The organism is Parageobacillus sp. VR-IP (genome assembly GCF_013357975.1).
GTDB lineage: Bacteria > Bacillota > Bacilli > Bacillales > Anoxybacillaceae > Saccharococcus > Saccharococcus caldoxylosilyticus.
This window is the reverse complement of record NZ_JABVYQ010000001.1, coordinates 426,817-452,155: the sequence shown is the minus strand read 5'-3', so window position 1 is coordinate 452,155 and position 25,339 is coordinate 426,817. Positions and strand designations below refer to the sequence as shown.

27 protein-coding genes are annotated in these 25,339 nt (G+C 44.6%); 8 read left to right on the top strand and 19 right to left on the bottom strand.

Going from position 1 to position 25,339, the window contains the following annotated elements; genetic code table 11:
- The first annotated feature begins 78 nt into the window (after positions 1 to 78).
- Positions 79 to 1,038: a COX15/CtaA family protein gene (locus HT574_RS02420; RefSeq protein ID WP_175243340.1), complete on the top strand. Its 960-nt coding sequence runs from the start codon at positions 79 to 81 to the stop codon at positions 1,036 to 1,038.
- Positions 1,039 to 1,068: 30 nt separating this feature from the next.
- Here the strand turns inward: HT574_RS02420 and pyc are convergent, their stop codons facing one another.
- From pyc to HT574_RS02405, 3 genes are all read right to left on the bottom strand, one after another.
- Positions 1,069 to 4,512 carry a pyruvate carboxylase gene (gene pyc / locus HT574_RS02415; RefSeq protein WP_017434660.1) on the bottom strand — a complete coding sequence of 1,148 codons (3,444 nt, stop codon included), beginning with the start codon at positions 4,510 to 4,512 and terminating at the stop codon, positions 1,069 to 1,071.
- A gap of 64 nt (positions 4,513 to 4,576) precedes the next feature.
- On the bottom strand, positions 4,577 to 5,788 hold the full coding sequence (locus tag HT574_RS02410) for an FtsW/RodA/SpoVE family cell cycle protein (protein ID WP_175243770.1): 1,212 nt from the start codon (positions 5,786 to 5,788) through the stop codon (positions 4,577 to 4,579).
- Between the two features lie 127 nt (positions 5,789 to 5,915).
- Positions 5,916 to 6,209 carry an Fpa/YlaN family protein gene (locus HT574_RS02405; protein WP_081161298.1) on the bottom strand — a complete coding sequence of 98 codons (294 nt, stop codon included), beginning with the start codon at positions 6,207 to 6,209 and terminating at the stop codon, positions 5,916 to 5,918.
- 230 nt (positions 6,210 to 6,439) lie between these two features.
- Between HT574_RS02405 and HT574_RS02400 the strand changes: the two genes are divergently transcribed.
- Complete coding sequence (locus HT574_RS02400; RefSeq protein ID WP_042407293.1) at positions 6,440 to 6,949, top strand: hypothetical protein; 510 nt, start codon at positions 6,440 to 6,442, stop codon at positions 6,947 to 6,949.
- A gap of 37 nt (positions 6,950 to 6,986) precedes the next feature.
- Here the strand turns inward: HT574_RS02400 and HT574_RS02395 are convergent, their stop codons facing one another.
- Complete coding sequence (locus HT574_RS02395) at positions 6,987 to 8,342, bottom strand: PhoH family protein (protein ID WP_175243339.1); 1,356 nt, start codon at positions 8,340 to 8,342, stop codon at positions 6,987 to 6,989.
- A gap of 116 nt (positions 8,343 to 8,458) precedes the next feature.
- Here HT574_RS02395 and HT574_RS02390 point away from each other — a divergent pair, with 116 nt between their 5' ends.
- Together HT574_RS02390 and HT574_RS02385 are read left to right on the top strand one after the other, a co-directional pair.
- Positions 8,459 to 9,058, top strand: a complete 600-nt coding sequence (locus HT574_RS02390) for a YhcN/YlaJ family sporulation lipoprotein (RefSeq protein WP_017434655.1) — start codon at positions 8,459 to 8,461, stop codon at positions 9,056 to 9,058.
- 183 nt (positions 9,059 to 9,241) lie between these two features.
- Complete coding sequence (locus HT574_RS02385; RefSeq protein WP_017434654.1) at positions 9,242 to 9,442, top strand: YlaI family protein; 201 nt, start codon at positions 9,242 to 9,244, stop codon at positions 9,440 to 9,442.
- Positions 9,443 to 9,530: 88 nt separating this feature from the next.
- Here HT574_RS02385 and HT574_RS02380 read toward each other — a convergent pair whose 3' ends face one another.
- Genes HT574_RS02380 through typA form a run of 3 tightly spaced genes read right to left on the bottom strand, consistent with a single transcriptional unit; the run spans position 9,531 to position 12,012 of the window.
- Positions 9,531 to 9,824, bottom strand: coding sequence for a hypothetical protein (locus HT574_RS02380; protein ID WP_017434653.1), 294 nt, complete (start codon positions 9,822 to 9,824; stop codon positions 9,531 to 9,533).
- A gap of 12 nt (positions 9,825 to 9,836) precedes the next feature.
- Positions 9,837 to 10,154: a YlaH-like family protein gene (locus tag HT574_RS02375; protein ID WP_017434652.1), complete on the bottom strand. Its 318-nt coding sequence runs from the start codon at positions 10,152 to 10,154 to the stop codon at positions 9,837 to 9,839.
- Positions 10,155 to 10,167: 13 nt separating this feature from the next.
- Positions 10,168 to 12,012 carry a translational GTPase TypA gene (gene typA, locus HT574_RS02370; RefSeq protein ID WP_175243338.1) on the bottom strand — a complete coding sequence of 615 codons (1,845 nt, stop codon included), beginning with the start codon at positions 12,010 to 12,012 and terminating at the stop codon, positions 10,168 to 10,170.
- A 125-nt stretch (positions 12,013 to 12,137) separates the two neighbouring features.
- Here typA and HT574_RS02365 point away from each other — a divergent pair, with 125 nt between their 5' ends.
- Positions 12,138 to 12,323, top strand: coding sequence for a YlaF family protein (locus HT574_RS02365; RefSeq protein ID WP_017434650.1), 186 nt, complete (start codon positions 12,138 to 12,140; stop codon positions 12,321 to 12,323).
- A gap of 31 nt (positions 12,324 to 12,354) precedes the next feature.
- On the opposite strand, the gene HT574_RS02360 is transcribed toward HT574_RS02365, so the two are convergent.
- The 4 genes from HT574_RS02360 to HT574_RS02345 all read right to left on the bottom strand — a co-directional run bounded on the left by HT574_RS02360 (position 12,355) and on the right by HT574_RS02345 (position 14,878).
- A complete protein-coding gene (locus HT574_RS02360) occupies positions 12,355 to 13,149 on the bottom strand; it encodes an inositol monophosphatase family protein (protein ID WP_175243337.1) in 795 nt (264 codons plus the stop codon).
- 125 nt (positions 13,150 to 13,274) lie between these two features.
- Positions 13,275 to 13,463 carry a hypothetical protein gene (locus tag HT574_RS02355; protein WP_017434648.1) on the bottom strand — a complete coding sequence of 63 codons (189 nt, stop codon included), beginning with the start codon at positions 13,461 to 13,463 and terminating at the stop codon, positions 13,275 to 13,277.
- A gap of 165 nt (positions 13,464 to 13,628) precedes the next feature.
- Positions 13,629 to 13,901 carry a UPF0223 family protein gene (locus HT574_RS02350; protein ID WP_017434647.1) on the bottom strand — a complete coding sequence of 91 codons (273 nt, stop codon included), beginning with the start codon at positions 13,899 to 13,901 and terminating at the stop codon, positions 13,629 to 13,631.
- Between the two features lie 17 nt (positions 13,902 to 13,918).
- Complete coding sequence (locus HT574_RS02345) at positions 13,919 to 14,878, bottom strand: NAD(P)H-dependent flavin oxidoreductase (RefSeq protein ID WP_017434646.1); 960 nt, start codon at positions 14,876 to 14,878, stop codon at positions 13,919 to 13,921.
- Between the two features lie 177 nt (positions 14,879 to 15,055).
- On the opposite strand from HT574_RS02345, the gene HT574_RS02340 reads away from it, so the two are divergent.
- Positions 15,056 to 16,528: an aminotransferase class I/II-fold pyridoxal phosphate-dependent enzyme gene (locus HT574_RS02340; RefSeq protein WP_175243336.1), complete on the top strand. Its 1,473-nt coding sequence runs from the start codon at positions 15,056 to 15,058 to the stop codon at positions 16,526 to 16,528.
- A 133-nt stretch (positions 16,529 to 16,661) separates the two neighbouring features.
- Here HT574_RS02340 and HT574_RS02335 read toward each other — a convergent pair whose 3' ends face one another.
- Positions 16,662 to 16,787, bottom strand: coding sequence for a GapA-binding peptide SR1P (locus HT574_RS02335; RefSeq protein WP_017434644.1), 126 nt, complete (start codon positions 16,785 to 16,787; stop codon positions 16,662 to 16,664).
- A 218-nt stretch (positions 16,788 to 17,005) separates the two neighbouring features.
- On the opposite strand from HT574_RS02335, the gene HT574_RS02330 reads away from it, so the two are divergent.
- Positions 17,006 to 17,428 carry a DUF1885 family protein gene (locus HT574_RS02330; RefSeq protein ID WP_175243335.1) on the top strand — a complete coding sequence of 141 codons (423 nt, stop codon included), beginning with the start codon at positions 17,006 to 17,008 and terminating at the stop codon, positions 17,426 to 17,428.
- Between the two features lie 30 nt (positions 17,429 to 17,458).
- Here the strand turns inward: HT574_RS02330 and HT574_RS02325 are convergent, their stop codons facing one another.
- The 6 genes from HT574_RS02325 to HT574_RS02300 form a co-directional block, all read right to left on the bottom strand.
- Complete coding sequence (locus HT574_RS02325; RefSeq protein WP_017434642.1) at positions 17,459 to 17,701, bottom strand: hypothetical protein; 243 nt, start codon at positions 17,699 to 17,701, stop codon at positions 17,459 to 17,461.
- 134 nt (positions 17,702 to 17,835) lie between these two features.
- On the bottom strand, positions 17,836 to 19,248 hold the full coding sequence (gene lpdA / locus HT574_RS02320) for a dihydrolipoyl dehydrogenase (RefSeq protein WP_175243334.1): 1,413 nt from the start codon (positions 19,246 to 19,248) through the stop codon (positions 17,836 to 17,838).
- Between the two features lie 4 nt (positions 19,249 to 19,252).
- Complete coding sequence (locus HT574_RS02315) at positions 19,253 to 20,560, bottom strand: dihydrolipoamide acetyltransferase family protein (RefSeq protein ID WP_175243333.1); 1,308 nt, start codon at positions 20,558 to 20,560, stop codon at positions 19,253 to 19,255.
- Positions 20,561 to 20,636: 76 nt separating this feature from the next.
- Positions 20,637 to 21,614, bottom strand: coding sequence for a pyruvate dehydrogenase complex E1 component subunit beta (gene pdhB, locus HT574_RS02310; RefSeq protein ID WP_017434639.1), 978 nt, complete (start codon positions 21,612 to 21,614; stop codon positions 20,637 to 20,639).
- Positions 21,615 to 21,617: 3 nt separating this feature from the next.
- The gene (pdhA, locus tag HT574_RS02305) at positions 21,618 to 22,730 is read right to left on the bottom strand and encodes a pyruvate dehydrogenase (acetyl-transferring) E1 component subunit alpha (protein ID WP_175243332.1); all 1,113 of its coding nucleotides are present in this window, start codon (positions 22,728 to 22,730) and stop codon (positions 21,618 to 21,620) included.
- Positions 22,731 to 23,138: 408 nt separating this feature from the next.
- Positions 23,139 to 23,768, bottom strand: a complete 630-nt coding sequence (locus HT574_RS02300) for a YkyA family protein (protein WP_254698585.1) — start codon at positions 23,766 to 23,768, stop codon at positions 23,139 to 23,141.
- A 117-nt stretch (positions 23,769 to 23,885) separates the two neighbouring features.
- Between HT574_RS02300 and def the strand changes: the two genes are divergently transcribed.
- A complete protein-coding gene (gene def / locus HT574_RS02295; protein WP_026078418.1) occupies positions 23,886 to 24,440 on the top strand; it encodes a peptide deformylase in 555 nt (184 codons plus the stop codon).
- 42 nt (positions 24,441 to 24,482) lie between these two features.
- Here the strand turns inward: def and HT574_RS02290 are convergent, their stop codons facing one another.
- Positions 24,483 to 25,259 carry a Cof-type HAD-IIB family hydrolase gene (locus HT574_RS02290; RefSeq protein WP_017434635.1) on the bottom strand — a complete coding sequence of 259 codons (777 nt, stop codon included), beginning with the start codon at positions 25,257 to 25,259 and terminating at the stop codon, positions 24,483 to 24,485.
- Positions 25,260 to 25,339: the final 80 nt, after the last annotated feature.

The window sequence follows — 25,339 nt, the reverse complement described above, 5'->3', positions numbered from 1 at the left end:
CTTTTTTGTAAGATAAATGTATACTTTACTAAAATTATTGACAAAATAATGATTTCTCATTACAAGAAGGTGAAGATTTTGCAACGGTCTTTAAAATGGTTTGCATCGGCTACGACATTGGCAATGCTATTTGTCCTTATCGGCGGGGCACTCGTAACAAAAACCGGATCCGGCATGGGGTGTGGACGATCATGGCCGCTTTGCCACGGTCAATTCATTCCTTCGCAAATTACCCCTGAACTCGTCATTGAATTAAGCCACCGGCTCGTATCCGGTTTAGCTGGAATAATGGTGCTTGTCCTATCTGTCTGGGCATGGCGAGCAATCGGGCATATTCGCGAAACAAAGTTTTTAGCGATCGTTTCCTTTGTCTTTCTCGTGTTGCAAGGATTAATCGGCGCCGCTGCCGTCGTCTGGGGGCAATCTGATTTTGTCCTTGCGCTGCATTTCGGCATCTCCCTCATTTCGTTCGCAGCCGTTTTTTTGCTAACGCTTCTTATTTTTGAAATCGACAAAAAATTTGACGCCGAGTCGCTCGTATTGGATCGAAAAATGAAATTTCACATTTACGGCGTCATCACTTATTCCTATATCGTTGTTTATACTGGCGCATTGGTCCGCCACATGCAGGCAAGTTTAGCATGTCCAAGCTGGCCAATTTGCGCGAAAGCACGCATCATGCCTATACAGCTTCATGAATGGGTGCAAATGGGGCATCGCCTTGCTGCAGCGCTTATTATTGTTTGGATTTCGGTAGCAACGATCCAGGCAGTGAAATATTATAAGCAGCAGCGCGTTGTCTACTGGGGATGGATTATTTCTCTCGTCCTTGTTTTGTTACAAATGATAACGGGCGCGCTGATCGTATTGACTCAATTAAATTTATATATCGCTTTAGCGCATGCGTTCTTTATTTCTTGTTTATTCGGCGTGCTCAGCTATTTGATGATGCTCGCACTGCGCAGCAATCACCATCAGCAGCAAGTGAAGGAAACCAATGAGCCGACTAAATCAGTTCCATCAATATTGCTAAAATAAAGCGCTTGGGGCAAACCCAAGCGCTTTATTTTATTTCGTCAATTCGATTAACAGGTCACCAGCCTGAATGGCGTCGCCATTTTTTACATAAATGTCTTTGACAATACCCGAGAACGGCGCCTGCACTGTCGTTTCCATCTTCATCGCTTCCGTAATCATTAAATGGTCGCCTTTATTCACTTTTTCCCCTTTTTCGACGAGCACTTTCACGACCGTTCCTGGCATTGTCGCCGCAATATGATTCGGATTGGCGCGATCTGCTTTAATACGTTCGACGACTGCCGATTTAATGCTTTCATCGCGGATAATCACTTCGCGCGGCTGTCCGTTTAATTCGAAGTAGACGACGCGCGTTCCGTCCGCCTGCGGCTGCCCGATCGAAACGAGCTTGACAATGAGCGTTTTTCCTTTTTCGATTTCCACTTCGATTTCTTCGCCAAGACGCATTCCATATAGGAAAGTCGGCGTGTCCAACACCGAAATATCGCCATATTTTTTGACCGTTTCCGCATATTCTAAAAATACTTTCGGGTAAAGAGCGTAGGCTAGCACATCAAAATCGGTCACTTCACGGTCAAGAGCATGGTATAATTCTTCTCTTAATCGATCAAAATCTACCGGCTCTAGCAATTCCCCAGGCCGAACGGTAATCGGCTCGCGCCCTTTTAAAATAATGCGCTGCAATTCTTTCGGGAATCCGCCGTGCGGCTGTCCTAAATATCCTTCAAAAAACTCCACAACCGAATCCGGGAAGTCAAGCGTTTCACCGCGCTCGAAAATATCTTGTTCCGTCAAATTGTTTTGCACCATATAAAGCGCCATATCGCCGACGACTTTGGATGACGGCGTTACTTTGACGATATCGCCAAACAAGTCATTGACGCGGCGGTACATTTCTTTCACTTCATCCCAGCGGTCACCAAGCCCAACCGCTTTAGCCTGCTGCTGCAGGTTGCTGTATTGTCCGCCCGGCATTTCATGCATATACACTTCCGTATGCGGAGAATTCATGCCGCTTTCAAACTCTTGGTAAAACTTCCGAACGTCTTCCCAATAGCGGGAAAGCTGCTCGAGTCCATGTATATTGATCTCCGGCGCGCGCTTCGTTCCTTCTAACGCGTAATAAAGCGTATTGGCGCTCGGCTGCGACGTTAAGCCCGCCATGGAGCTAACAGCAACGTCAACGATATCTACTCCTGCTTCAATCGCCTTCGCATACATATAAATGCCATTTCCGCTCGTATCGTGCGTATGAAGATGAATTGGAATATCCACCGTTTCTTTCAACGCGGAAATAAGCACATAAGCCGCCTCCGGCTTTAATAAGCCAGCCATATCTTTAATTGCCAAAATATGCGCTCCCGCTTGCTCCAGCTCTTTGGCGATTGTTTTATAATAATCGAGATTATACTTCGGACGGCTTGGATCTAAAATATCTCCTGTATAGCAAACGGCCGCTTCAGCAATTTTGCCTGTTTGCCGAACGGCGTCAATGGCCACCGTCATTCCTTTTACCCAGTTTAAGCTATCAAAAATGCGGAATACATCAATGCCGGCTTGTGCTGATTTTTCGACAAATTCACGAATGACATTATCTGGATAGTTTTTGTAGCCGACAGCGTTGGCAGAGCGCAGCAGCATTTGGAACAAAATATTTGGAATTCGTTCTCGCAATTTTAACAAACGGTCCCACGGATCTTCTTTTAAGAAGCGGTACGCAACGTCAAACGTCGCCCCGCCCCACATTTCAAGCGAGAACAAATTTGGCAGCAGGCGCGCCGTCGGTTCGGCGATACGAACTAAATCGACCGTGCGCACACGCGTCGCCAGCAATGATTGATGGGCGTCGCGGAATGTCGTATCCGTCAGCAATACGCGGTCTTGCTCTTTTATCCATTGAACGAGCCCTTCCGGCCCTTTTTCATCTAAAATTTGCTTCGTCCCGCCCGGAACCGGTTCAGCATAACTTACTTTCGGGATGCGTGGTTTATCAAATACCGGTTTTTTCTTTTTCCCGATTCCAGGAAAGCCGTTTACCGTAACCGTTCCAATATAGGTCAACATCTTCGTCCCGCGGTCTTTCCGGCGTGGGAAGACGAACAGTTCCGGCGTCGTATCAATAAACGACGTATCATATTCTCCCGATAAAAACTTTGGATGTTGCACGACATTTTCTAAAAATGGAATATTTGTTTTAATTCCACGGATTCGGAACTCCCGCAAGTTTCGCAACATTTTTCTTGCTGCTTGCTCAAACGTAAGCGCCCATGTGGACAATTTCACAAGCAAAGAATCATAATATGGCGTAATCACTGCCCCTTGGAAACCGTTGCCCGCGTCCAAACGAACGCCAAATCCGCCGCCAGAACGGTATGCCATAATTTTTCCGGTATCCGGCATAAAATTGTTGAGCGGGTCTTCCGTCGTTACGCGCGACTGAATCGCATACCCGTTGATGCGAATATCTTCTTGCTTTGGAATGCCGACCTCTTTGCTATGAAGCGAATAGCCGTCGGCAATCAAAATTTGCGATTGGACGATATCGATTCCTGTGATCATTTCCGTAATCGTATGTTCCACTTGAATGCGCGGATTGACTTCAATGAAATAAAAATCGTTGCCGGATACAAGAAACTCTACCGTCCCCGCGTTCACATAGCCTACATTTTTCATGAGTTTGACCGCAGCTTCACATATTCTTTGCCGCAATTCATCTGATAGCGAGACGCTAGGCGCCACCTCTACCACTTTTTGATGCCGGCGCTGTACGGAGCAGTCCCGTTCATAAAGGTGGACGATATTCCCTTCGTAATCCCCCAAAATTTGCACTTCAATATGTTTCGGTTTTTCAATCAGTTTTTCCACGTACACATCATCGCTGCCAAACGCCGCTTTCGCTTCGGATTTGGCGCGCTCGAACGCTTCTTTTACTTCCGATTTCGACCGGACGATACGCATGCCGCGGCCGCCGCCGCCCAACGCCGCTTTAATAATGATCGGATAACCATACGTTTCCGCAAAGCGCACGACCTCTTCCAAACTACGCACCGGCCCGTCGCTTCCCGGAATGACGGGAATCCCTGCCAATTCCGCCTGATGGCGGGCTTTTACTTTATCGCCGAACATATCTAAATGCTCTTCGTTCGGACCGATAAAAATAATTCCCTCTTCACGGCAACGTTTAGCGAATTGAATATTTTCCGAAAGAAAACCGTATCCTGGATGAATCGCATCGACATCGTGGGCTTTGGCAATTTCAATAATTCCTTCAATATCTAAATACGCTTCAATCGGCTTTTTTCCTTCGCCGACTAAATACGCTTCATCCGCTTTATAGCGATGATAAGAACCAGTGTCTTCCTTCGAATAAATAGCGACCGTACGGATGCCAAGTTCCGTGCAGGCACGGAAGACACGAATGGCGATTTCTCCACGGTTTGCGACAAGTACTTTGTTAATTCGACGTGTTTTCATATGTTTCTCCTCTCCTCCTTTCTAATAAAACTATAACGGTTTTCGCTTTTTGTAAATACGTTCTCTAAAAAGTCAGACCTTTTTTTTGCACTTTTTTAACAGTTTTTACCTTTCGTTTATAGTTTTCTTCGTATTTCGTAAACATCGATATGTTGACAAGCACTCCAAGAGAGGTCATAAACAGCATAAGCGAGGATCCTCCATAACTAACAAGCGGCAATGGAACTCCAGTAAGTGGAATCACTCCTGTTACGCCTCCCACATTAATAAACGTTTGAATGCCAATCATGACAGAAATTCCAATCGCAAGAAGACTGCCAAACGCGTCATTGCATTTTCTCGCAATCCATAATCCTCTTAACACAATGAAAGCTAAAAGGCCTAATGTAAATACTACCCCAAAAAGTCCTAGTTCTTCAGCAATAATTGCTATAATAAAATCGGTGTGCGACTCAGGTAAATAGCCATATTTTTGAATGCTTTTTCCTAATCCTAATCCTTTTATTCCTCCTAATCCAATTGCCAAATAGGAATTAACGAGTTGAAACCCTTCGTCATTAGCATATTTAAACGGATCTAAAAAGCTATAAATCCGTGACATCCGCTCCTTGGAAAAAATTTTATCGCCAAGGATAGGGATAATAATCGGGGACACGATAATGAACATAAGCATAAAGAACAGCAGCTGCTTAAACAACAAACGGAGCCGCAGCCCTGATGACAAAATTAAACACGAAGCAATCGCCAACACAATCATCGCTGTGCCAAAGTCGGGCTGAATCGCAATTAAAAAGCAAATAAACAACGTATAGTAAATCGGAAATAAATTGCTTTTTACAGGCTGTGATAATCTTTTTTGTTTATTGGCAAATGCCGCCGCTAAGTAAACGATCAGTCCGAACTTTGCCAGCTCGGCTGGCTGTAAGCTTAACGCGCCGACCCGAAACCAGCTTGTTGCGTTGTTCGCTGTATGTCCAAGAAACGCCACCGCGATTAACAGAAGCGGGGAGACAAAAAAGATTAATTTAACTATCTTTTCCTTCGCCCATACTTTATAAGGAATAATCAGTGTGATGAAAAATCCAATAAATGCTATAACAAGCCATAGCTTTTGCCGCTGATAAAAATAGTCGCTCGGCACCTCGAAGCGAATGACGGCGGTGATCATGCTCGAACTATAGACCATAATCAAGCCGAACAATGAAAGCATCACCACTGCGATAATCAACGGATAGTCATAACACTTTAGCACCTTTTTCATGAGTTCCTTATCCATCATTCCTCTTCCTTATTTGCTAGTATGTACATTAAAATCATTCGTAATTGCCCTTTGTTTTCCTTCTTAAAAACAGAAAAACTCAAACGATTGCAACTTACCAACCGTTTGAGTTAACGATTTATTTTTATCGTACGCGCTTTTTTGTTACCGCCTCATGCAATGCGGAAAGCTCGCGCTCGAGTCGGTCGAGCAGCGCTTTGCCTTCCTTCTCATTCACCAGACCGAGACGCACGGCAAAATCAATTTCCCGTGATAGACCGAACATTTGCGTATCAAGCACTTCCTCATAGAGTGGACATTGCGGCATCGTCAAATTATCCATTTGCACTTGAATTAGCTTTACAATTTTATCGGCATCCGCTTGCAGAAGCGCGTACGCTTTTTCGCGATAGTTAATTGCATCGCCAGTCACATCCATCCCTCCGTTCTCCCCTAATCCTTCTTTAAATCTTAACGTGAAACATGCAATTTTGCAAGTTGAAACACTTGTCAATTGGAATGATAGAAGCGAATGAACAGCTTTGAGCATCAGCCGTAAACATTCTCCTCATATAATAGGAAAAAGATATGAACGCACATTACACATGACAAACTATCCATTTACCATTATACTAAAAACAGCAGCTGATGTAGAGGAGAGGATCAAAAATGAACGATATTATTCTGATAACGGGAAATGTAAAGTTTACCATTACGCTGGACCCGGGAGTATGGATTTTTGATGATCGTAAAATAGATTTACACACATACTTTTTAAACCCTTCCCATGGGCAGCAGCATGAGCAACAGGAAGAAGAAGAGGAAATCAAAAAGTTATCTGCTTTTTGGGATCGGGAAATTCAGGAAGGTGCCGTTTCTCCGCCTACGTTAAAGACAGAAAAACGTTTTTTGAAGGAAAAAATCATTACGGGGACGTTTGCAATGCCGCTCGCTCCCTTTTTGCGCAATGCGGAGCCGCTGCCGGATGCAAAGGAGCTGACAATCGTAACCGAGCATGATGAAATAACGATTTCGCTTCAACAAGCATATGAAGCGATTCTCGGCTTTTCCAAAGATGGAAAACCATTAAGGGAAGACGGGCCCGTACATTTTTATTTTGGCGACGGTTCCAACCGCGAAACGCCGATTACCCATGTTCGCCGCTTTGTTGTCCGCTAAAGCTGAATGCCCCAGCGCCTGGGGCACCCAGCTTTTTTTACAGTATATCCGCAGCAAGCTGCGCCAATGCAGAGCGCTCTCCTTTGATCAGGCGGACGTGCCCGGCAATCTTCTGGTCTTTAAATTTCTCTACGACGTACGTGAGGCCGTTGTTATATTCGTCCAAATATGGGTGATCGATTTGCTCCGGATCGCCCATCAAAATGATTTTGCTTTTCTCGCCGACACGCGTTAAAATCGTTTTTACTTCGTGTTTCGTTAAATTTTGTGCCTCATCAATGATAATAAACTGCTCTGGCAGGCTGCGGCCGCGTATATAGGTGAGCGCTTCTACTTCAATCGAACTCATTCCCGCTAAAATCGCATCTAATTCCCCTGTTTTTTTTGTGTTAAACAAGTATTCTAAATTATCGAAAATCGGCTGCATCCACGGACGCAACTTTTCTTCCTTTTCCCCCGGCAAAAAGCCGATATCTTTTCCCATGGGGACGATTGGTCTGGCGACAAGCAGCTTTTTATACGTGCGTAAATCTTCCGTCTGCATCAATCCCGCCGCAAGGGCAAGCAGCGTTTTTCCCGTTCCCGCTTTGCCAATCAAGGTGACAAGCTGGATGTCATCGCGCGTAAGCAGTTCAAACGCCATCATTTGTTGCACGTTGCGCGGGCGAATCCCCCATATATGTTCATGATGAAACACAAGCTTTTTCACTTTTTTTCCGCTGTGATCGACAATGCCTATGGCAGAGGTGGAACCGCCAAACGCATCTTTCATAATGATAAATTGGTTTGGGTAAAAAGGATGATTGGCAATGTCGGCCAAAACGAGTTCTCCTTTTTCATAAAATCGTTGCAAGTGCTCTGTCCCTATGTATAGCTCGAGAAACCCAGTATAAATATGGTCCACATCGACAACGCGGTCGCTTAAAAAATCTTCTGCTTGCAAGCCGATTGCATCTGCCTTCACGCGCACAAGCGCGTCCTTGCTGACTAAAATAACAGAACGTCCATTTTCTTTTGCCTGTTCCTCGAGAGATAAGTTTTTTGCTACCGCTAAAATGCGATTGTCATTTGTTTTTTCCACAAAAATTTCCTGCAGTTGCTGAAAAGAGCGATGATTTAATTCAATGCGCAGCACTCCGCCGTTTTCGAGCGGAATTTTTTCATGCAGCTTTCCGTTTTCGCGCAGACGGTCGATCAGCTTCGATACTTGCCGAGCGTTTCTACCGATTTCGTCCATGTATCTTTTTTTCGAGTCAACTTCCTCGAGCACGACCGCCGGAATGACCACTTCATTGTCTTCAAACGAAAAGATGGAATATGGATCTTGCAGCAGCACATTTGTATCTAATACATATATTTTTTTTCCCAAATTACCACTCTCCCCATTTTTCATTTTTTACTTTCCACTATTGGACAGGAATGGTTGTTATATAAGATATGAAAAAATGCATAAAGATAGAAGAATGTTTGCAAAATAAAGTAAAAAAATGAGATAGAGGTGTGCAAACGATGAACTGGATCCGGTATTTGTTGGTTGCCTTATGCATTTGCTTATTGGGTGGATGTAATATAGGAAATGATGAGCGTGCTAATGACACAGAACGCTCGCTTGTTCGTGTCAAAAACACGACAGATGAAAAAATAACGAACAAGGCAGGCCAAGACATTGCCCACCGCCTCGCTGACTTAGCCAAGCGCGTGCCAAACGTAAACGATGCGACCGTGCTTGTGGTCGGAAAATACGCCATTGTTGGCATCGATATCGATGCAAATATGGATGCTTCGCGGGTCGGAACGATTAAATATTCCGTTGCTGAAGCGCTGCAAAAAGATCCTTATGGAGCTAACGCCATTATCATCGCTGATCCTGACCTGTATGCCCGCTTGAAAAACATCGCCAGACAGGTGGATAACGGTCGGCCTGTTCAAGCCTTTATGAACGAAATTGCCGACATCGTCGGACGGGTCATGCCGGAAGTGCCTAGCGATTTATTGGAAACGACACCACCGGAGCCAACCGACGAAAATGATTCGCAACTAAACAAGAAAGAAGAGCAGCAGCTTCATCGCCGTCAGGAAAAACAATCGAATGAATATTTAAATCAATAAAGAGCTTAGCTCAAAGCTAAGCTCTTTATTGATGGATGGCGTTGCATTGCCGCATATGTATCATCCATGTTCGGATTCATGATATAATAAAATTAAGACAACTCTTCTTCGGCTTACCCATCAATTAAAGGGAAGTCTTCTTATTTTTCTGATACAAATTTGTATGAGTCAACGAGGTGGACAATGAGAGTTAAATGTGTTCTTTGCGACCGAATCGATACGATTGATGATGAATCGCTGCTGGCAAAACGGCTACGAAACCGCCCTATTCACACCTATATGTGTAAAGAGTGCTACGATCGCATCGCCGAAAAAACGAAGGCGCGGCTAGCAACTGGAAAATTTCGCATATATCGTTCCACATTGTCCGACGATGAATGGTAAATATCGGTGTAGCCGGCCTTCTTTCCCGCTTACCAGCAGCATCCTGAATTTTGCATCAAAAAAGCCGGGGACAAAAAACCCGGCTTTTTTAGGAAAGATAGTTGCGATATTTTTCTGGATTCTTTTCTATTTGCTCCAACATCACATCAATCAGTTCCACCGGAAACCGCGCCATTTGTTTTTCCCCGTTTCGCTCGTAGTGAACGATATACATTTCCCCGGCTCCATCTTTGTTTACTTGCAGTTCGGTAATTTGAAAATCGTGCCTTAGTATTTCGTAAAAAAAGGAAGCTGTCTCTTGGGCCGCCATATCGTCCGGACGCGCCTGTGCCACCACATAAATCGTCAGCCAATTATAAAGAGCATCTTGCAACGATTTCATCGCTTCACCGCCTTATTTTTCTTCTTTCATCTCGTGTCCTTTGGATTGGTATAGGCGGACTTTATAAATAATTAATACGAGAGCGGCAACCACCAATCCTTCCGCAATCGGCAAAAATACGGCAAAAAAGGTTAAAATCGTGCAGCCTAACGCCAACAACACATAGATAATGACGTTTTTAAGCAAGGGAAGCTTCTTGGCAAAACCGAGACGGTACACAACGGCAGCCAAAACAAAAATCGTAATGTAAAGAAGCCACATCCCTTTCTCCGGATTTGCGTCCACTTTATATAGCGATGCAAAAAACGTCAGGCGTTCTAAAACATCCACCAAATTCCCCCCCTTATTTCGCCTGCTGCGCTGCTTTCTTTTTCTTCTCCACCTTTTCGCGCTCGCTTTTATTTAATATTTTTTTGCGCAGGCGAATCGATTTTGGCGTTACTTCGCAATATTCGTCGTCATTTAAATATTCAAGCGCTTCTTCAAGCGTCATTAAGCGCGGCTTTTTCATCGTAACCGTTTGCTCTTTTGTCGACGAGCGGATGTTCGTCATATGTTTTTCCCTGCAAATATTGACGACCAAATCGTTTTCGCGATTGTGCTCGCCAACAATCATTCCCTCATATACCTCCGTCCCCGGCTCGACAAAAATCGTTCCGCGGTCTTCTAGCTGCATAATGCCATACGCCGTTGCTTTGCCGGTTTCCATGGAAATGAGCACTCCTTGGCGGCGGCCGCCCACTTGCCCTCTTTGCGCCGGCGCATAATGGTCAAATGAATGATTTAAAATTCCATATCCGCGCGTTAATGACATAAATTCCGTTCGATAACCAATCAATCCACGCGAAGGCACCATAAAGACGAGGCGCACTTGCCCATTTTCATTATGGACCATATCCACCAGCTCGCCTTTGCGGGCCCCGATCGATTCCATAATTGCACCGGTGTATTCTTCAGGAATATCAATAATAACCCGTTCCACCGGCTCGCAAAGCACGCCATCAATTTCTTTCATAATTACTTCCGGCTTGGATACTTGCAATTCATATCCCTCGCGGCGCATGTTTTCGATCAAAATCGATAAATGGAGCTCACCGCGCCCGGAAACGATCCACGCATCAGGGGAATCGGTGTTTTCCACGCGCAGGCTGACATCCGTCTCGAGCTGGGTGCGTAGGCGCTCTTCCAGCTTTCTTGCCGTTACATATTTGCCTTCTCGTCCGGCAAACGGGCTATTGTTCACTAAAAACGTCATTTTCAAAGTCGGTTCATCAATGCGAAGCGGCGGCAATGCTTCTTGATGATCAAGCGGGCATACCGTTTCCCCGACGTTAATATCTTCCATTCCCGCCACCGCGACAATATCTCCTGCTTCTGCCTCGGTAATTTCTATCCGTTTTAAGCCAATAAACCCAAACAATTTGGTGACACGGAATGTTTTCACGGAACCATCCAATTTCATTAGCGCTACTTGCTGTCCGACTTTCATCGTCCCGCGAAAGATACGGCCGATGCCGATGCGCCCAACGTACTCGTTGTAATCAAGCAGCGCCACTTGAAATTGCAGCGGTTCCTCCCGATTGTCCACCGGCGCTGGAATATGATCGATAATCGTTTCAAATAATACACTCATATCTTTCTCTTGTTTGTGAGGATCCAAGCTGGCTGTTCCGTGCAGCGCCGAAGTATAGACAACCGGAAACTCAAGCTGGTCTTCCGATGCTCCTAATTCAATAAATAAGTCAATCACTTCATCAACGACTTCCTCTGGCCGCGCAAACTCACGGTCAATTTTATTGACGACGACAATCGGGACGAGCTGCTGCTCAAGCGCCTTTTTCAGCACAAAGCGCGTCTGCGGCATGCAGCCTTCATAAGCGTCGACTACCAATAAAACACCATCGACAAGCCGCATAATCCGCTCTACTTCACCGCCGAAATCAGCATGTCCCGGCGTGTCTAAAATATTAATGCGCGTCCCTTTATACTGAACGGCAGTATTTTTGGCTAAAATGGTAATCCCACGTTCTCTTTCTAAATCGTTCCGGTCCAAAGCACGCTCTTCTACGTGTTCGTTTTCACGGAACGTTCCCGATTGCCGCAATAATTGATCCACCAACGTTGTTTTGCCATGGTCTACGTGTGCGATAATTGCAATATTGCGAAGATCTTCTCTTCTTTTTGTCAAGGTGTGTCACTCCTATGTGTAAACTGCTCGTTTATTATATCATAAAGATAGAAAAGCGGCATATTTTCCTGTACACTAAAGAAAACGCAAAATTTTACCGTAAGCACACGAAAGGAGAATAGACAATGAAGCAAATCCAACCGATTCCGCTTTTATTAGCGATATTCGCGGTCATCGCCATTATGGCCGTCGGCATTTTTATCGCGGAACAAAGCATCATCGGTGTTATTTTATCTGTCGTCGCTTTATTTGTGATTGTCGGCATCGGATTTGCCCGCAAAAAACGAATGCGCGAAAAAGGAATGCTATAGAAAATGGGACAACTTTTCAGTTTGTCCCATTCTAATGATGAATATATTTTTTTAAAATTTCCTCATGCAATCCCGGTTTTGACACAAATACGGAGTTTCTTTCCAGGAGACGAAGCGGCTCACCATATAAATTTGTCACAATGCCGCCGACTTCCTGCACAAGTACAAGCCCACCGGCGAAATCCCACGGCGACAGGCGCATCGTAATATAGGCGTCCAAGCGGCCTGCGGCAACATATGCCATTTCGAGCGCCGCCGATCCGTATGAACGCGTTCCTCTCGCATCTTTGACAAGCGGAGCCAATACGCTCGGATCGATTCGTTTATTTTCGGTCACCCATGTAGCATTTAACGAGATGAGCGCTTCAGAAACAGATACCGGTTCCAAAGGGGAAAGCGGCTTATCGTTCAAAAACGCCCCTTCGCCTTTGCGCGCGGCATACAGCTCATCCTGCACGACATCGTACACATATCCCAACATTCCGACTCCCTTTTCAAACACACCGATCGAAATCGCAAAGTTTCGCTGCTGGTGAACAAAATTCATCGTCCCATCGATCGGATCAATAATCCAAACAATGCCTTCGAGGGTGGTGATATTATCGCCGAATCCCTCTTCCCCTAAAACACGATGATCAGGAAATGTTTTTCTTATATTTTCAATAAAAAAGCGCTCTATTTCACGGTCGACATTGGTGACGAGATCGTTGCGGTGCGATTTCGTTTCCACCGTCAGCTTTTCTGCAAATGTAGCGTGGATCCTCGCACCTGCTTCCCTTATCCATTGTCGGGCATAGTGATCAATTTCTTCCCATTTCACTTGCATATCCAGTCCTCCTGCTTTTACGAAATATGTACGCATCAAAAATATTTCCGTCATCAACGAAAGGGATGCTGGCACAATTCAAGAAAAAAACGAACCGCTGAGGTGGTTCGCCTTAAAATGTGTTGTCATACTTGAAGGCGCATTAATTCTTGACGCAGTTTTTCCAATCTTCGTTTGCATTCTTTTTTCTTTTCTTCATCGTTTTCCATCATCGCTTCATACAGCGTCGCTAACTCATAATCTAGTTCCAACCGCAATACCGCCATGCGCTTCTCTCCATCCGTACGCTTCACCGAATTCATTGTTTTTTTCATGTGCATAGCACCCCTTTCGCTATGATCCCGAAAATCCTTTTGTATAAATAACGGAGTTTTCTGATAGCTATTTTGTTTTATATATATTATGTGAAAAAAAGGGGGTATGCAACAAATTTGTGTATTCACCTACTTTTCGCGCTGTACCATCTCTATGCGGTGCATTCATTCCATGTGAATCCAATCGCCGTTTTTTGCTGCTTTCGCTTTTTTCATTACTTGATAAGATGAATAGCCGCTTGCCTGTTCAAATTCATCGCATAACTTTTTTTCTTCGCTTTTGCTTGGAACAATTTCTTTAAAGCGGCGGTATGTGTTCATTAGTTTTTCTCGTTCCATTCCTTTTTCATAGACGGTTTCAATCGCTTCAAAAAATTTGATGACATCAATAATTTCTTGCGTCGACCAGTCATAGGAAAACGGGTAGGAATAATTCATCGCCCACACCTCCAACGTTAGTTTGCCCACCTGCGCCGGATTTGTTCCGCTTCGCCAATCATGCGCGCAAATAATTCCGCTACTGTTGGAACATCTTTAATTAATCCCATTACTTGCCCGGCCCAGGCAAACCCTTCGTTTATTTTTCCTTCGTAAATAAAGCGCCGGTTCGCTTCGCCGCTGATATATTCTTTCAGCTGCTCGTAGGTGCCTCCCTTGTCCTCGATCTCTAATATTTTTTGCGTCCACTCATTGGCAATCGCACGGCCTGGCGCTCCTAACGTCCGTTTAATGACAACAGTATCATGCTCCGATCCTTTCACCAGCATTTCTTTATAGATCGGATGAGCATGGACGCATTCCTTTGTCGCAATAAATCTCGTTCCCATCTCAATACCTTCTGCCCCAAGCGCCAACGCCGCCATCAAACCGCGCCCGTCGCCGATGCCACCTGAAGCGATAACCGGAATCGACACCGAATCGACTACTTTCGGAATCAGAACAAACGTCCCTGTATCGTATTTTCCTAAATGGCCGCCCCCTTCCTGGCCGACCACCATCACTGCATCGGCGCCAAGCTCTTCTGCTTTGACCGCTTGGCGAACAGCGGCAACCAACACCAACTTTTTCACGTTTGTCCCCTTTAGTTGTTCAAAAAACGGGGCCGGATTTCCTCCCGTGACGGAAACAACGGGCACACCTTCCTCCAATGCGGCTTCGAGCATATGCTGAAACGGACGGCCGTGCTGCCCGATCGCAAAATTGACGCCAAATGGACGATCGGTTTTTTCTTTTACCTTGCGAATTTCCTCGCGCAATCGCTCCGGACTTTCCAACGACATCGCCGTAATTTGTCCTAAGCCTCCGGCGTTAGAGACCGCGGCCGCCAAATCGGCGTATGCTAAATAGGCAAGCCCTCCTTGAATAATTGGATATGTAATGCCAAGCAACTCTGTTACTCTCGTTTTCCAAATCATGCTTATCCCTCCTTCTCACTAAGTATACTATTTTTCTTGTTGACATGGCTATTTTCCTCTTTTATTCTCAATCTATGTAAATAGAAATTTTACAATCGATTCATGCTTTGCAAATAAAAAAATACATGCTATAATGCATTTGTTTTATTTTTATGCAAAAAGAGGTGTGAAAAAACATTGTCACAGTTTGAAACACCATTATTTACTGGACTATTGGAGCATATTAAGAAAAATCCTACTCAATTTCATATTCCTGGTCATAAAAAAGGAGCAGGGATGGACCCTGAGTTTCGAGACTTTATTGGAGAAAATGCGTTATCGATGGATTTGATTAATATCGGTCCACTTGATGACCTCCATCATCCAAAAGGCATTATCAAGCGCGCTCAAGAACTAGCCGCTGAAGCATTCGGGGCTGATTATACATTTTTTTCCGTCCAAGGAACAAGCGGTGCCATTATGGCAATGGTGATGTCAGTTGCGGGTCCCGGCGATAAAATTATCGTTCCGCGTAACGTGCATAAATCGGTCATGTCTGCCATTGTCTTTTCTGGTGCAACACCAGTTTTCATTCATCCGGAAATTGATAAGGAGCTCGGGATTTCTCATGGAATTACACCTGAAGCGGTAGAAAAAGCACTTAAGCAACATCCCGAAGCAAAAGGAGTTCTCGTTATTAATCCGACTTATTTTGGCATCGCCGGTGATTTAAAGAAAATTGTTGAAATCGCTCATTCCTATCATGTTCCTGTTCTTGTTGATGAAGCACACGGTGCCCATATTCATTTTCATGAAGCTCTTCCGCTTTCTGCAATGCAAGCTGGAGCGGATATGGCGGCAACAAGCGTTCATAAACTAGGCGGTTCTTTGACACAAAGCTCTATTTTAAACGTACGTGAAGGGCTTGTATCTGCCAAACACGTACAAGCTGTTTTAAGCATGTTAATGACTACATCTACTTCTTATTTATTGCTAGCCTCTTTGGATGTTGCACGCAAACAGCTTGCTACACGAGGGCGGGAGCTTATCGAAAGAGCTATTCAGCTTGCTGAAAAAACCCGGAAACAAATAAACGAAATTCCTTATCTTTATTGTGTAGGAAAAGAAATTTTAGGAACGGAAGCAACATATCATTACGACCCGACCAAACTGATTATTTCCGTTAAAGAGTTGGGATTAACGGGATATGACGTCGAAAAATGGTTAAGAGAAGCGTATAACATTGAAGTAGAGCTGTCCGATTTGTATAACATTTTATGTATTATTACTCCTGGAGACACCGAACAGGAAACGGACATGCTTGTTCGTGCGCTTCGCCATTTGTCGGAGCAATTCCGCCATCAGGCGGCGGAGGGAGTAAAGCCGAAAGTATTATTGCCGGACATCCCTGCTCTTGCTTTAACTCCGCGCGACGCGTTTTACGCGGAGACGGAAGTCGTGCCATTTGACGAATCGGCAGGACGAATTATCGCGGAATTTGTCATGGTATATCCGCCGGGAATCCCGATTTTTATTCCTGGGGAAATTATTACCCAAGAAAATTTAAATTATATCAAAAAGAATTTAGAAGTCGGTCTGCCGGTGCAAGGGCCCGAAGACGACACGCTACAAACATTGCGGGTGATTAAAGAGCATAAGCCAATCCGATGAACCTCTCCTGAAAAAAGCGCAGGCCAAATACTGGCTTGCGCTTTTCTTGTTCTTTATAAAAGTAAAAGGCGCGCATGTGCCCCTTTCACATGCGCGCTATGTGTAAACCTTCCCCCACCGTTTGACCGTTTCTTTATTCTTCCTCTTCTGCAGTCTCGTCGCTATTGCATTTGCAACATTTTCCGTAAAGCGTTGTCACTTTTTCGTCTTCAAAATGCGCAATGGTCGCATCACATGTTTGACATACGATTGTGCCCATCCCCAAAACTCCTTTGTGATGATATATTCGTTCGTTAACTTCATAATAATATATCACATTTATGATGTCAATAGTATATTTGTATGTCACATTTATTTTTTATTAAGCAAAATAGGAGTGTTTTTTCACCATTCTAAAAACAAATAAAAATCAATAACCCGCCTTTGCGTAAACATGGTACAATAAAAATCAGGATATTCACGATAGGGGGAGAGAATATGGCGACACATGCTTACATAAAGCTCGTTCCTGCGTCGAAACAGAAAACGATTACATTAGAAGAAGTAAAACAATTGTTTCACTATTACCGAGATATCTTAAGTAAAACGGGGGAGCAGCTTGGTTGGAGGTACGAACAGGCCGCCTTTCCTTATCAGCTGGTGGAAACGGACGAAGGAAAGGGAAAATGGTTTTACTTAAAAGGGGACGGCCACCGGTATCGAGCAATAATCATCGGTGTCGGGCCGCATACGGAAACAGACTCGGAAGCAGAATCATCACTGATTCAAATTACGTTGCCAAACGAGGCGACATACGGTGATAAGGGGAAAGCGAACGAATTCTGCAAGTTTCTCGCCAAAAAACTAGAAGGCGAGCTTCATCTGTTTAACGGAAAGGTGATGTACTTTTGCAAGCGATAGTGGTTCCCGCTATCGTTTTTTTATTTTTTCTTATCGAAACGCTTCCCAGACAAAATGCTGACAAGTAAAGTACGTAACAGCCGTCAATGCCGTTGTCCAAAACGCTTTCCGGGTGCGTAAGCCAAGTTTTCGCGCTAATAAAAAGGCCATATATAAAAACACGCAAAGCATCATCCCTTTAAAAAATGGCCGGTCGCGCCCTGACAGCCATTCGATCAGGGAAAAACTGCTCCAAATCATCATGTGCAGTAAAAATGCCACATATTCTTTCATCGATCATCCCCCGCATCTCCTCTACCATAACGATATGAACGAGCAAGGGAAAATATTATTGATCAGTGGACAAGAAAGGTCATTTATAAAACAAAAATAGGTTTCAGACAAATGTCTGAAACCTATTTGTCCACTTACTTAGTGATAATATGGATTGGAGTGCCAAGAACAGCTTCTGCTGCTTCCATTGCAATTTCGCCTAACGTTGGGTGAGCGTGAATCGTTAACGCGATATCTTCCGCCGTCATTCCCGCTTCGATGGCAAGCCCAAGTTCCGCGATCATATCGGAAGCATTCGGACCGACAATTTGCGCGCCGATGATGACACCGTCTTCTTTGCGAGCGACGAGCTTCACAAATCCGTCTGTATCGTTCAAAGAAAGCGCACGGCCGTTTGCGGCAAACGGGAATTTTGCCGTTACCACATTGATTCCTTCGTCTTTTGCTTGTTGTTCAAAATAGCCGACAGAAGCGCATTCCGGATCGGAGAACACAACAGCTGGAATTGCGATGTAATCCACTTCAGACGGTTTTCCGGCGATCGCTTCGGCAGCGATTTTTCCTTCATAAGACGCCTTATGGGCAAGCGCTGGTCCCGGAACGATATCGCCGATGGCGAAAATATTCGGAACGCTTGTCCGGCATTGTTTATCCACTTCAATTAAGCCGCGGTCCGTCATTTTGATGCCGATTTGTTCTAAACCGATCTCATCAGTATTCGGACGGCGTCCTACCGTTACGAGCACATAGTCTGCGTCAATCGTTTTCGCTTCCCCTTTTACTTCAAAGGTAACCGTCACGCCGTCTTCCCGTTCTTCCACACCTTTAGCAAGCGCATTGGTGAAGATTTCGACGCCTTTTTTCTTTAAGCGGCGTTTCACAATGGCCGTCATTTGTTTTTCAAAGCCGGATAGAATTTCGTCTGCACCTTCAATAATCGTTACTTTAGTGCCAAAGTTCGCATACGCAGTGCCTAATTCCACGCCGATATAGCCGCCGCCAATAACGACAAGCGATTTTGGAATTTCCTGTAAGTTAAGTGCACCGGTGGAATCAAGCACACGAGCGGAAAACTTAAAGTTCGGAAGTTCGATCGGACGGGAGCCCGTTGCGATAATAGCGTTTTTGAATGTATATGTTTGCGCGCTATCCCCGTTTACGACACGCACCGTATTGGCATCGACAAAATATGCTTCGCCGCGCACAATTTCCACTTTATTTCCTTTCAACAAACCTTCGACGCCGCCAGTTAACTTTTTCACGACGCTTGCTTTCCATTGTTGCACTTTCGAAAAATCAACGGTAACATTTTCCGCTTTAATGCCAATATCTTCCGAATGTTTCGCTTCTTCATAACGATGGCTTGCGGAAATAAGCGCTTTAGACGGGATACATCCGACGTTTAAGCATACTCCGCCAAGGTTGCCTTTTTCCACAATGGTTACTTTTTGCCCCAGCTGGGCTGCGCGAATTGCAGCCACATAACCGCCAGGGCCTGCACCGACAACAAGCGTTTCTGTTTCAATTGCAAAATCGCCAACTACCATGTTTTTACGCCTCCATTAATAATAATTCAGGGTCATTTAATAGACGTTTAATGTGATTCAACGCTTTTTGCGCTGTAGCACCGTCAATCATGCGATGGTCAAAGCTTAACGACAGCGCTAATACCGGAGCGACTACAATTTCGCCGTCACGGACAATCGGTTTTTCGGCAATGCGTCCAATGCCAAGGATAGCTACTTCCGGATGGTTAATGACCGGAGTAAACCATTGACCGCCGGCAGAACCGATATTGGTGATCGTGCAAGACGCACCTTTCATTTCGTTTGGCATTAGTTTTCCTTCGCGTGCTTTTGTCGCAAGTTCATTAATTTCTTTTGCAAGTGCAAAAATCGGCTTGCGATCCGCGTGTTTGATAACCGGAACGAGCAAACCGCGGTCCGTATCAGCGGCAATACCGATGTTGTAATAATGTTTATGAATGATTTCTTCCGTTGCGTCGTCAATGGATGTATTTAAAACTGGGAATTCACGCAGCGCTGATGTCAATGCTTTTACCACATATGGCAAGAATGTAAGCTTGATGCCTTTTTCCGCTGCAATCTCTTTGAATTTTTTGCGATGTGCCACCAGTTTTGTCACATCCACCTCGTCCATTAAAGTGACATGTGGCGCCGTATGTTTCGAATTGACCATCGCTTTGGCAATCGCACGGCGGATGCCGCTCATTTTCTCGCGAGTTTCTGGGAACTCGCCTTCTAGCACAACAGGTTGTTGAGCTGCTGCAGCCGCTGTTTTTTCTTCTTTTGCGGTTGGTGCTTCTTGTTTTTGCGCCGCTGCCGCACCGCCGGCAAGGAATGCGTCAATATCGCTTTTTAACACGCGACCATTTTTCCCGGTTCCTTGCACAAGGCGAATATCGACACCTTTTTCACGGGCGTATTTACGCACAGAAGGCATCGCAATGACACGACGGTTTGGATCGACTTCCGGCTGTCCAGCTGGTTCTGTTTGCGGAGCTGCCGCTTCGCTCTTTTCTTCTTTCGACACTTCTTGCGGTTTTTCCTGCTGTTTCGTCTCATCTTGTTCCTGGCCTTTAAACGTCACGTTTTCATATCCAGGCGCATCAAACGTAATTAACGTTTGGCCAACGGTTGCTACCGTTCCTTCTTCGACTAAAATTTCCAATACTTTCCCTTTTACCGGAGACGGAATTTCCACAACCGCTTTATCGTTTTGCACTTCGCACAAAACATCGTCTTCATTGACTTCATCGCCAGGTTTGACAAACCATTTGACGATTTCCCCTTCATGAATGCCTTCGCCGATATCCGGCAGCTTAAATTCAAATGCCACTGTTTGTCGACCTCCTATTATTTTCCAAAAAGTATGAGGGGGGAAGAAGCAATGCGCTTCTTCCTAATTGTCACTCTTAGAAGTTAATGACTTTTTTCGCCGTTTCAATCACATCTTTGAAGTTAGGCAGCCATACGGATTCTGCTTGCGCGAACGGGTAGACCGTATCCGGTGCGGTGACTCGCAACACAGGAGCCTCAAGGCTTAAAATCGCCCGTTCATTAATTTCTGCTACAACGTTTGCGGCAATTCCGGCTTGTCTTTGCGCCTCTTGCACTACGATCGCCCGTCCGGTTTTTTCGACAGAACCGATAATCGTTTCAATATCTAACGGCTGAACGGTGCGCAAGTCAACCACTTCGGCAGAAATGCCTTCTTTTTCTAATTCTGCCGCCGCTTTTAACGATTCATGCACCATTGCGCCATAAGCGATGATCGTGATATCTTTTCCTTCCCGCTTAATGTCCGCTTTGCCGATTGGAATTGTATATTCTCCTTCCGGCACTTCTTGGCGGAACGAACGATACAATTTTAAGTGTTCTAAGAAAATAACCGGGTCGTTGTCGCGGATGGCTGAAATCAGCAATCCCTTCGCGTCGTATGGAGTAGACGGAATGACGACTTTTAATCCAGGCTGTTGTGCAACCAATCCTTCCAAACTGTCAGAGTGCAGTTCCGGTGTATGAACGCCGCCGCCAAACGGAGAACGAATCGTAATCGGCACGTTGTAGCGGCCGCCGGAACGATAGCGGATGCGCGCCATTTGTCCGCAAATCGCATCCATTGCCTCATAAACAAACCCGAAAAATTGAATTTCCGGAACCGGGCGGAATCCTTGCAGAGCCAGTCCGATCGCAAGCCCGCCAATTCCCGATTCAGCAAGAGGTGTATCAAATACCCGGTCTTCGCCAAACTCCGCCTGCAATCCTTCCGTCGCCCGGAATACGCCGCCGTTGACCCCAACGTCTTCCCCGAATATTAGCACGTTCGGATCGTTTTTCAACTCGATGCGCAACGCATCCGTGATCGCTTGAATCATTGTCATTTGCGCCATGGCTTACTTCGACTCCTTCTCTTTATAAATTTCATACTGCTCTTTTAGGTTAAATGGCAGTTCTTCGTACATAATGCTAATTAAATCCGTTACTTTTTGCTTCGGCGTTTCGTCCGCCTTTTTAATCGCTTCTTTAATTTCTTCTTTCGCTTGTTCAATTACTTTGTTTTCTTCTTCTTCGCTCCATAAGCCTTTGTTTTCCAAAAACTTGCGGAAGCGGACAAGCGGATCTTTTTTCTCCCATTCGTTTTCCAATTCTTTTGTACGATAGCGAGTTGGGTCGTCTCCTGACATCGTATGCGGCCCATAACGGAAGCACAATGTTTCGATAAGCGTCGGGCCTTCGCCATTGATCGCGCGCTCGCGAGCAGTACGCACAGCCACATATACAGCCAATGGGTCCATGCCGTCGACTTGAATTCCAGGAATCCCCGCTGCTACCGCTTTTTGCGCAAGCGTTTTGGCTATCGTTTGTTTTTCTACTGGAGTGGAAATGGCAAAACGGTTGTTTTGCACCACGAAAATGGCTGGCGCTTTAAATGCTCCCGCAAAGTTGATCCCTTCATAGAAATCCCCTTGCGATGTACCGCCGTCACCTGTATATGTAATCGCTACTGCTTTTTTGCCGCGTTTTTTCAGTCCTAGCGCTACGCCTGCTGCTTGAATATATTGCGCTCCGATGATAATTTGCGGCGGCAGTACGTTTACTCCTTCCGGAATTTGATTGCCGTGGAAGTGACCGCGTGAGAACAGAAACGCTTGATAAAGCGGAAGACCGTGCCAAATAATTTGCGGAACATCACGGTATCCAGGCAAAATAAAATCCTCTTTTTCCAATGCAAAATGGCTCGCGATTTGGCTCGCTTCTTGTCCCGCTGTCGGCGCATAGAAACCTAAACGGCCTTGGCGGTTTAACGAAATCGAGCGCTGGTCAAGAATGCGGGTGTACACCATGCGGCGCATTAATTCTTTAAGCTGGTCGTCGCTTAAATCCGGCATTGCCGCTTCGTTTACTACTTCCCCTTCTTCGTTTAAGATTTGAAATGTCGGAAATTGTTCAGCAATCTTTTCAAGCTGCTCCGTAAAATTGAATCGGGATGCTTTTTTTACACCCATTCTGTTCACCTCTACCTTTCGTAAATTTAAAAATAAGGGTTCATTGCAACGACAACGTTGATTCATATAGCATTAATTTACCCAAAATCATAAATAAATAAAAAACAGCTGTTTTTGTTCCACGGCGTAAACGGGCGAACACTGCTGAAAAATACCTGTATTAATCATTTTAATTATTGTGATTAGTACAATTTCGTCCGCGCTTTTAAGTTTACACTTTATTTTACCAATCGTCAATCACTTTGATTTACCATTATTTTTTATAATTTAACTGCTTTTTATTGGAATGAAAAGATATCTATTTAGAATGTGTTATAGTACAACACAAAAATCTGTATTAATCCTGTTTTATATTTTTGCAAAATATAAAAGGGGGAAAAATACAGCCCCCGCTTTCCTAAATTATGTTTATTTCCACATATGATATAATTGCTTTTTTTCCTTATTATACTTTTTTGTATAGGCATTAAATTGTCCGTTTATATCCATTATGTTCCGATAACGTTCATTAATTCGGTCGATTTGCTGCTGAAGCCGTTTGGCCGTTACATCTTTATTTTGCAATAAAATATAAAGTTCTTTTTCTAATGTCAGCATCTCTTTATACTGGACATACAGCTTATCATACGTTTCATAGCGTTGTTCCGCGATTTCAACGAATTGGTTGATCCGTTGTTTTGCATGTTCATCGTGAAGCCCGCTCATTTCTCTTTTGATCACATTTAACTGCCGTTTTCCTGAATGCATTGCCTTATATTCTCCGGCAAGATATTTTCTCCGCTCCTCTATGATCGTTAATGCTTCTTTCGCTAACTGCGCCACTTTTGTAAAATGTTTGAAGCCGTACGACATCATGCGGGCATATAATGCATTTTGTTTTTGTTCCAATTCCGTTAGTTTTTTCTGCTCTTCTATTGCGCCCTTTTCATAGGTAGCCATTTTCTGAACAGCCGAAAGAACCTCTTGCTTGCCAATAAGATGACTGCAGCCGGCAAGCAGCAGTAATGCGGCAATAAATCCCATCCACCTTTGCATCATCTTTTGCAACGTTTTCTCTTCCTTTCCCATGTATCTGTTTCATTTTAGTTTACGTCCAAAATATATTTTTGTTAGACTTAATTCAGACATCAACGTCATACAGGGAGTGAAGACATGATGATTACGATGAAAGATATTATTAAAGAAGGACACCCGACGCTGCGGAAAGTAGCCGAACCTGTTCCTCTTCCTCCATCGGAAGAAGATAAACGAATTTTGCAAAGCCTGCTTGATTATGTAAAAATGAGTCAAAACCCGGAACTTGCTGAAAAGTATGGATTGCGTCCCGGAATTGGACTGGCCGCTCCGCAAATCAATGTATCGAAGCGAATGATTGCCGTTCATGTTACCGACGAGAAAGGCACGTTATATAGCTATGCGCTATTTAATCCGAAAATCGTCAGCCATTCTGTTCAACAATGTTACTTAACGAGCGGTGAAGGATGTTTATCGGTCGACCGCGACGTTCCGGGATATGTGCCGCGCTATGCCCGCATTACTGTGACCGGAACGACAATCGACGGCGAAGAAGTAACCCTGCGCTTAAAAGGGTTGCCCGCCATTGTCTTTCAACATGAGATCGATCATTTAAACGGCATTATGTTTTATGACCATATCGATCCACAAAATCCTTTTAAAGTGCCGGACAATGCTATTCCCATCGAACGTTAAACGTAAAAAGGGCTATATCCTGCACTGGATATATGCCCTTTTTTACGGAATTAACTCAAGCTGCTTTAATCCGTATAATATCCCTTCTTCTCCAACCGGCTTCGTAATGAAATCGGCCGCTTTTTTCACTTCCTCCTGTGCGTTGCCCATCGCAACGCCAGTTCCCACGAACTTTAACATTTCAATGTCATTCAACCCGTCGCCGAACGCGTACACATCCTCCTTGGCAATGCCGAGTTTCTCAATCATTCTCCGGATTCCCTCCGCTTTCGATCCTCCTACCGGCAATACGTCAGTAGATACATTATGCCAACGGACAAAGCGAAACTGCGGATATGCTTTTATATATGTTTGTTCTTCTTCTGCCTTGCAAAATAAAAGCGCTTGATAAATGTCTTCATTTTCATAATAAAGCGGATCAAACGGAGGGTGGGAAAATTTCAAGCTCCCCATGCTGACATGGATATACGGATGATTTTCCATGCTCGCTCTCATCTCATTCGCATTCATAAAAACGAGCGGATGGCCGTTTTGATGCGCGTCTTCTTTTAATTCATGCAATTTTTGCCGTTCAAGCGGATGCTTATAAATAACATCCCCTTCGAATACTACATATTGCCCGTTGAAACTGACGAAAGAATCAATTCCTAGCTGCTTTCGCAAGTTAGCAAACATAAACGGCGCTCTGCCTGTGGCAATCGCTACATACACATTCGCCTTTTTTAATTCCTGAATGGCCCTTACTGTCGACGGCGGGAGCTGTTTTTCATCATCAAGCAGCGTGCCATCAATGTCAAAAAATACAATTTTTCGCTTCACAATCTCTCCCCTTAACGCTTAATTTCTTCATTCTTTACCGTACTGAAAAAAGCTGAAAATGTCAAACAGCAGGCAAAAGC

What these genes read in the sequence shown, in the direction of transcription:
- pyc (WP_017434660.1), bottom strand. Translation starts at nt 4,512, where the DNA reads ATGAAAACACGTCGAATTAACAAAGTACTTGTCGCAAACCGTGGAGAA.
- HT574_RS02410 (WP_175243770.1), bottom strand. Translation starts at nt 5,788, where the DNA reads ATGGATAAGGAACTCATGAAAAAGGTGCTAAAGTGTTATGACTATCCG.
- HT574_RS02405 (WP_081161298.1), bottom strand. Translation starts at nt 6,209, where the DNA reads ATGGATGTGACTGGCGATGCAATTAACTATCGCGAAAAAGCGTACGCG.
- HT574_RS02400 (WP_042407293.1), top strand. Translation starts at nt 6,440, where the DNA reads ATGAACGATATTATTCTGATAACGGGAAATGTAAAGTTTACCATTACG.
- HT574_RS02395 (WP_175243339.1), bottom strand. Translation starts at nt 8,342, where the DNA reads ATGAAAAATGGGGAGAGTGGTAATTTGGGAAAAAAAATATATGTATTA.
- HT574_RS02390 (WP_017434655.1), top strand. Translation starts at nt 8,459, where the DNA reads ATGAACTGGATCCGGTATTTGTTGGTTGCCTTATGCATTTGCTTATTG.
- HT574_RS02385 (WP_017434654.1), top strand. Translation starts at nt 9,242, where the DNA reads ATGAGAGTTAAATGTGTTCTTTGCGACCGAATCGATACGATTGATGAT.
- HT574_RS02380 (WP_017434653.1), bottom strand. Translation starts at nt 9,824, where the DNA reads ATGAAATCGTTGCAAGATGCTCTTTATAATTGGCTGACGATTTATGTG.
- HT574_RS02365 (WP_017434650.1), top strand. Translation starts at nt 12,138, where the DNA reads ATGAAGCAAATCCAACCGATTCCGCTTTTATTAGCGATATTCGCGGTC.
- HT574_RS02360 (WP_175243337.1), bottom strand. Translation starts at nt 13,149, where the DNA reads ATGCAAGTGAAATGGGAAGAAATTGATCACTATGCCCGACAATGGATA.
- HT574_RS02355 (WP_017434648.1), bottom strand. Translation starts at nt 13,463, where the DNA reads ATGAAAAAAACAATGAATTCGGTGAAGCGTACGGATGGAGAGAAGCGC.
- HT574_RS02350 (WP_017434647.1), bottom strand. Translation starts at nt 13,901, where the DNA reads ATGAATTATTCCTACCCGTTTTCCTATGACTGGTCGACGCAAGAAATT.
- HT574_RS02345 (WP_017434646.1), bottom strand. Translation starts at nt 14,878, where the DNA reads ATGATTTGGAAAACGAGAGTAACAGAGTTGCTTGGCATTACATATCCA.
- HT574_RS02335 (WP_017434644.1), bottom strand. Translation starts at nt 16,787, where the DNA reads ATGGGCACAATCGTATGTCAAACATGTGATGCGACCATTGCGCATTTT.
- HT574_RS02330 (WP_175243335.1), top strand. Translation starts at nt 17,006, where the DNA reads ATGGCGACACATGCTTACATAAAGCTCGTTCCTGCGTCGAAACAGAAA.
- HT574_RS02325 (WP_017434642.1), bottom strand. Translation starts at nt 17,701, where the DNA reads ATGAAAGAATATGTGGCATTTTTACTGCACATGATGATTTGGAGCAGT.
- lpdA (WP_175243334.1), bottom strand. Translation starts at nt 19,248, where the DNA reads ATGGTAGTTGGCGATTTTGCAATTGAAACAGAAACGCTTGTTGTCGGT.
- pdhB (WP_017434639.1), bottom strand. Translation starts at nt 21,614, where the DNA reads ATGGCGCAAATGACAATGATTCAAGCGATCACGGATGCGTTGCGCATC.
- pdhA (WP_175243332.1), bottom strand. Translation starts at nt 22,730, where the DNA reads ATGGGTGTAAAAAAAGCATCCCGATTCAATTTTACGGAGCAGCTTGAA.
- HT574_RS02300 (WP_254698585.1), bottom strand. Translation starts at nt 23,768, where the DNA reads ATGATGCAAAGGTGGATGGGATTTATTGCCGCATTACTGCTGCTTGCC.
- def (WP_026078418.1), top strand. Translation starts at nt 23,886, where the DNA reads ATGATTACGATGAAAGATATTATTAAAGAAGGACACCCGACGCTGCGG.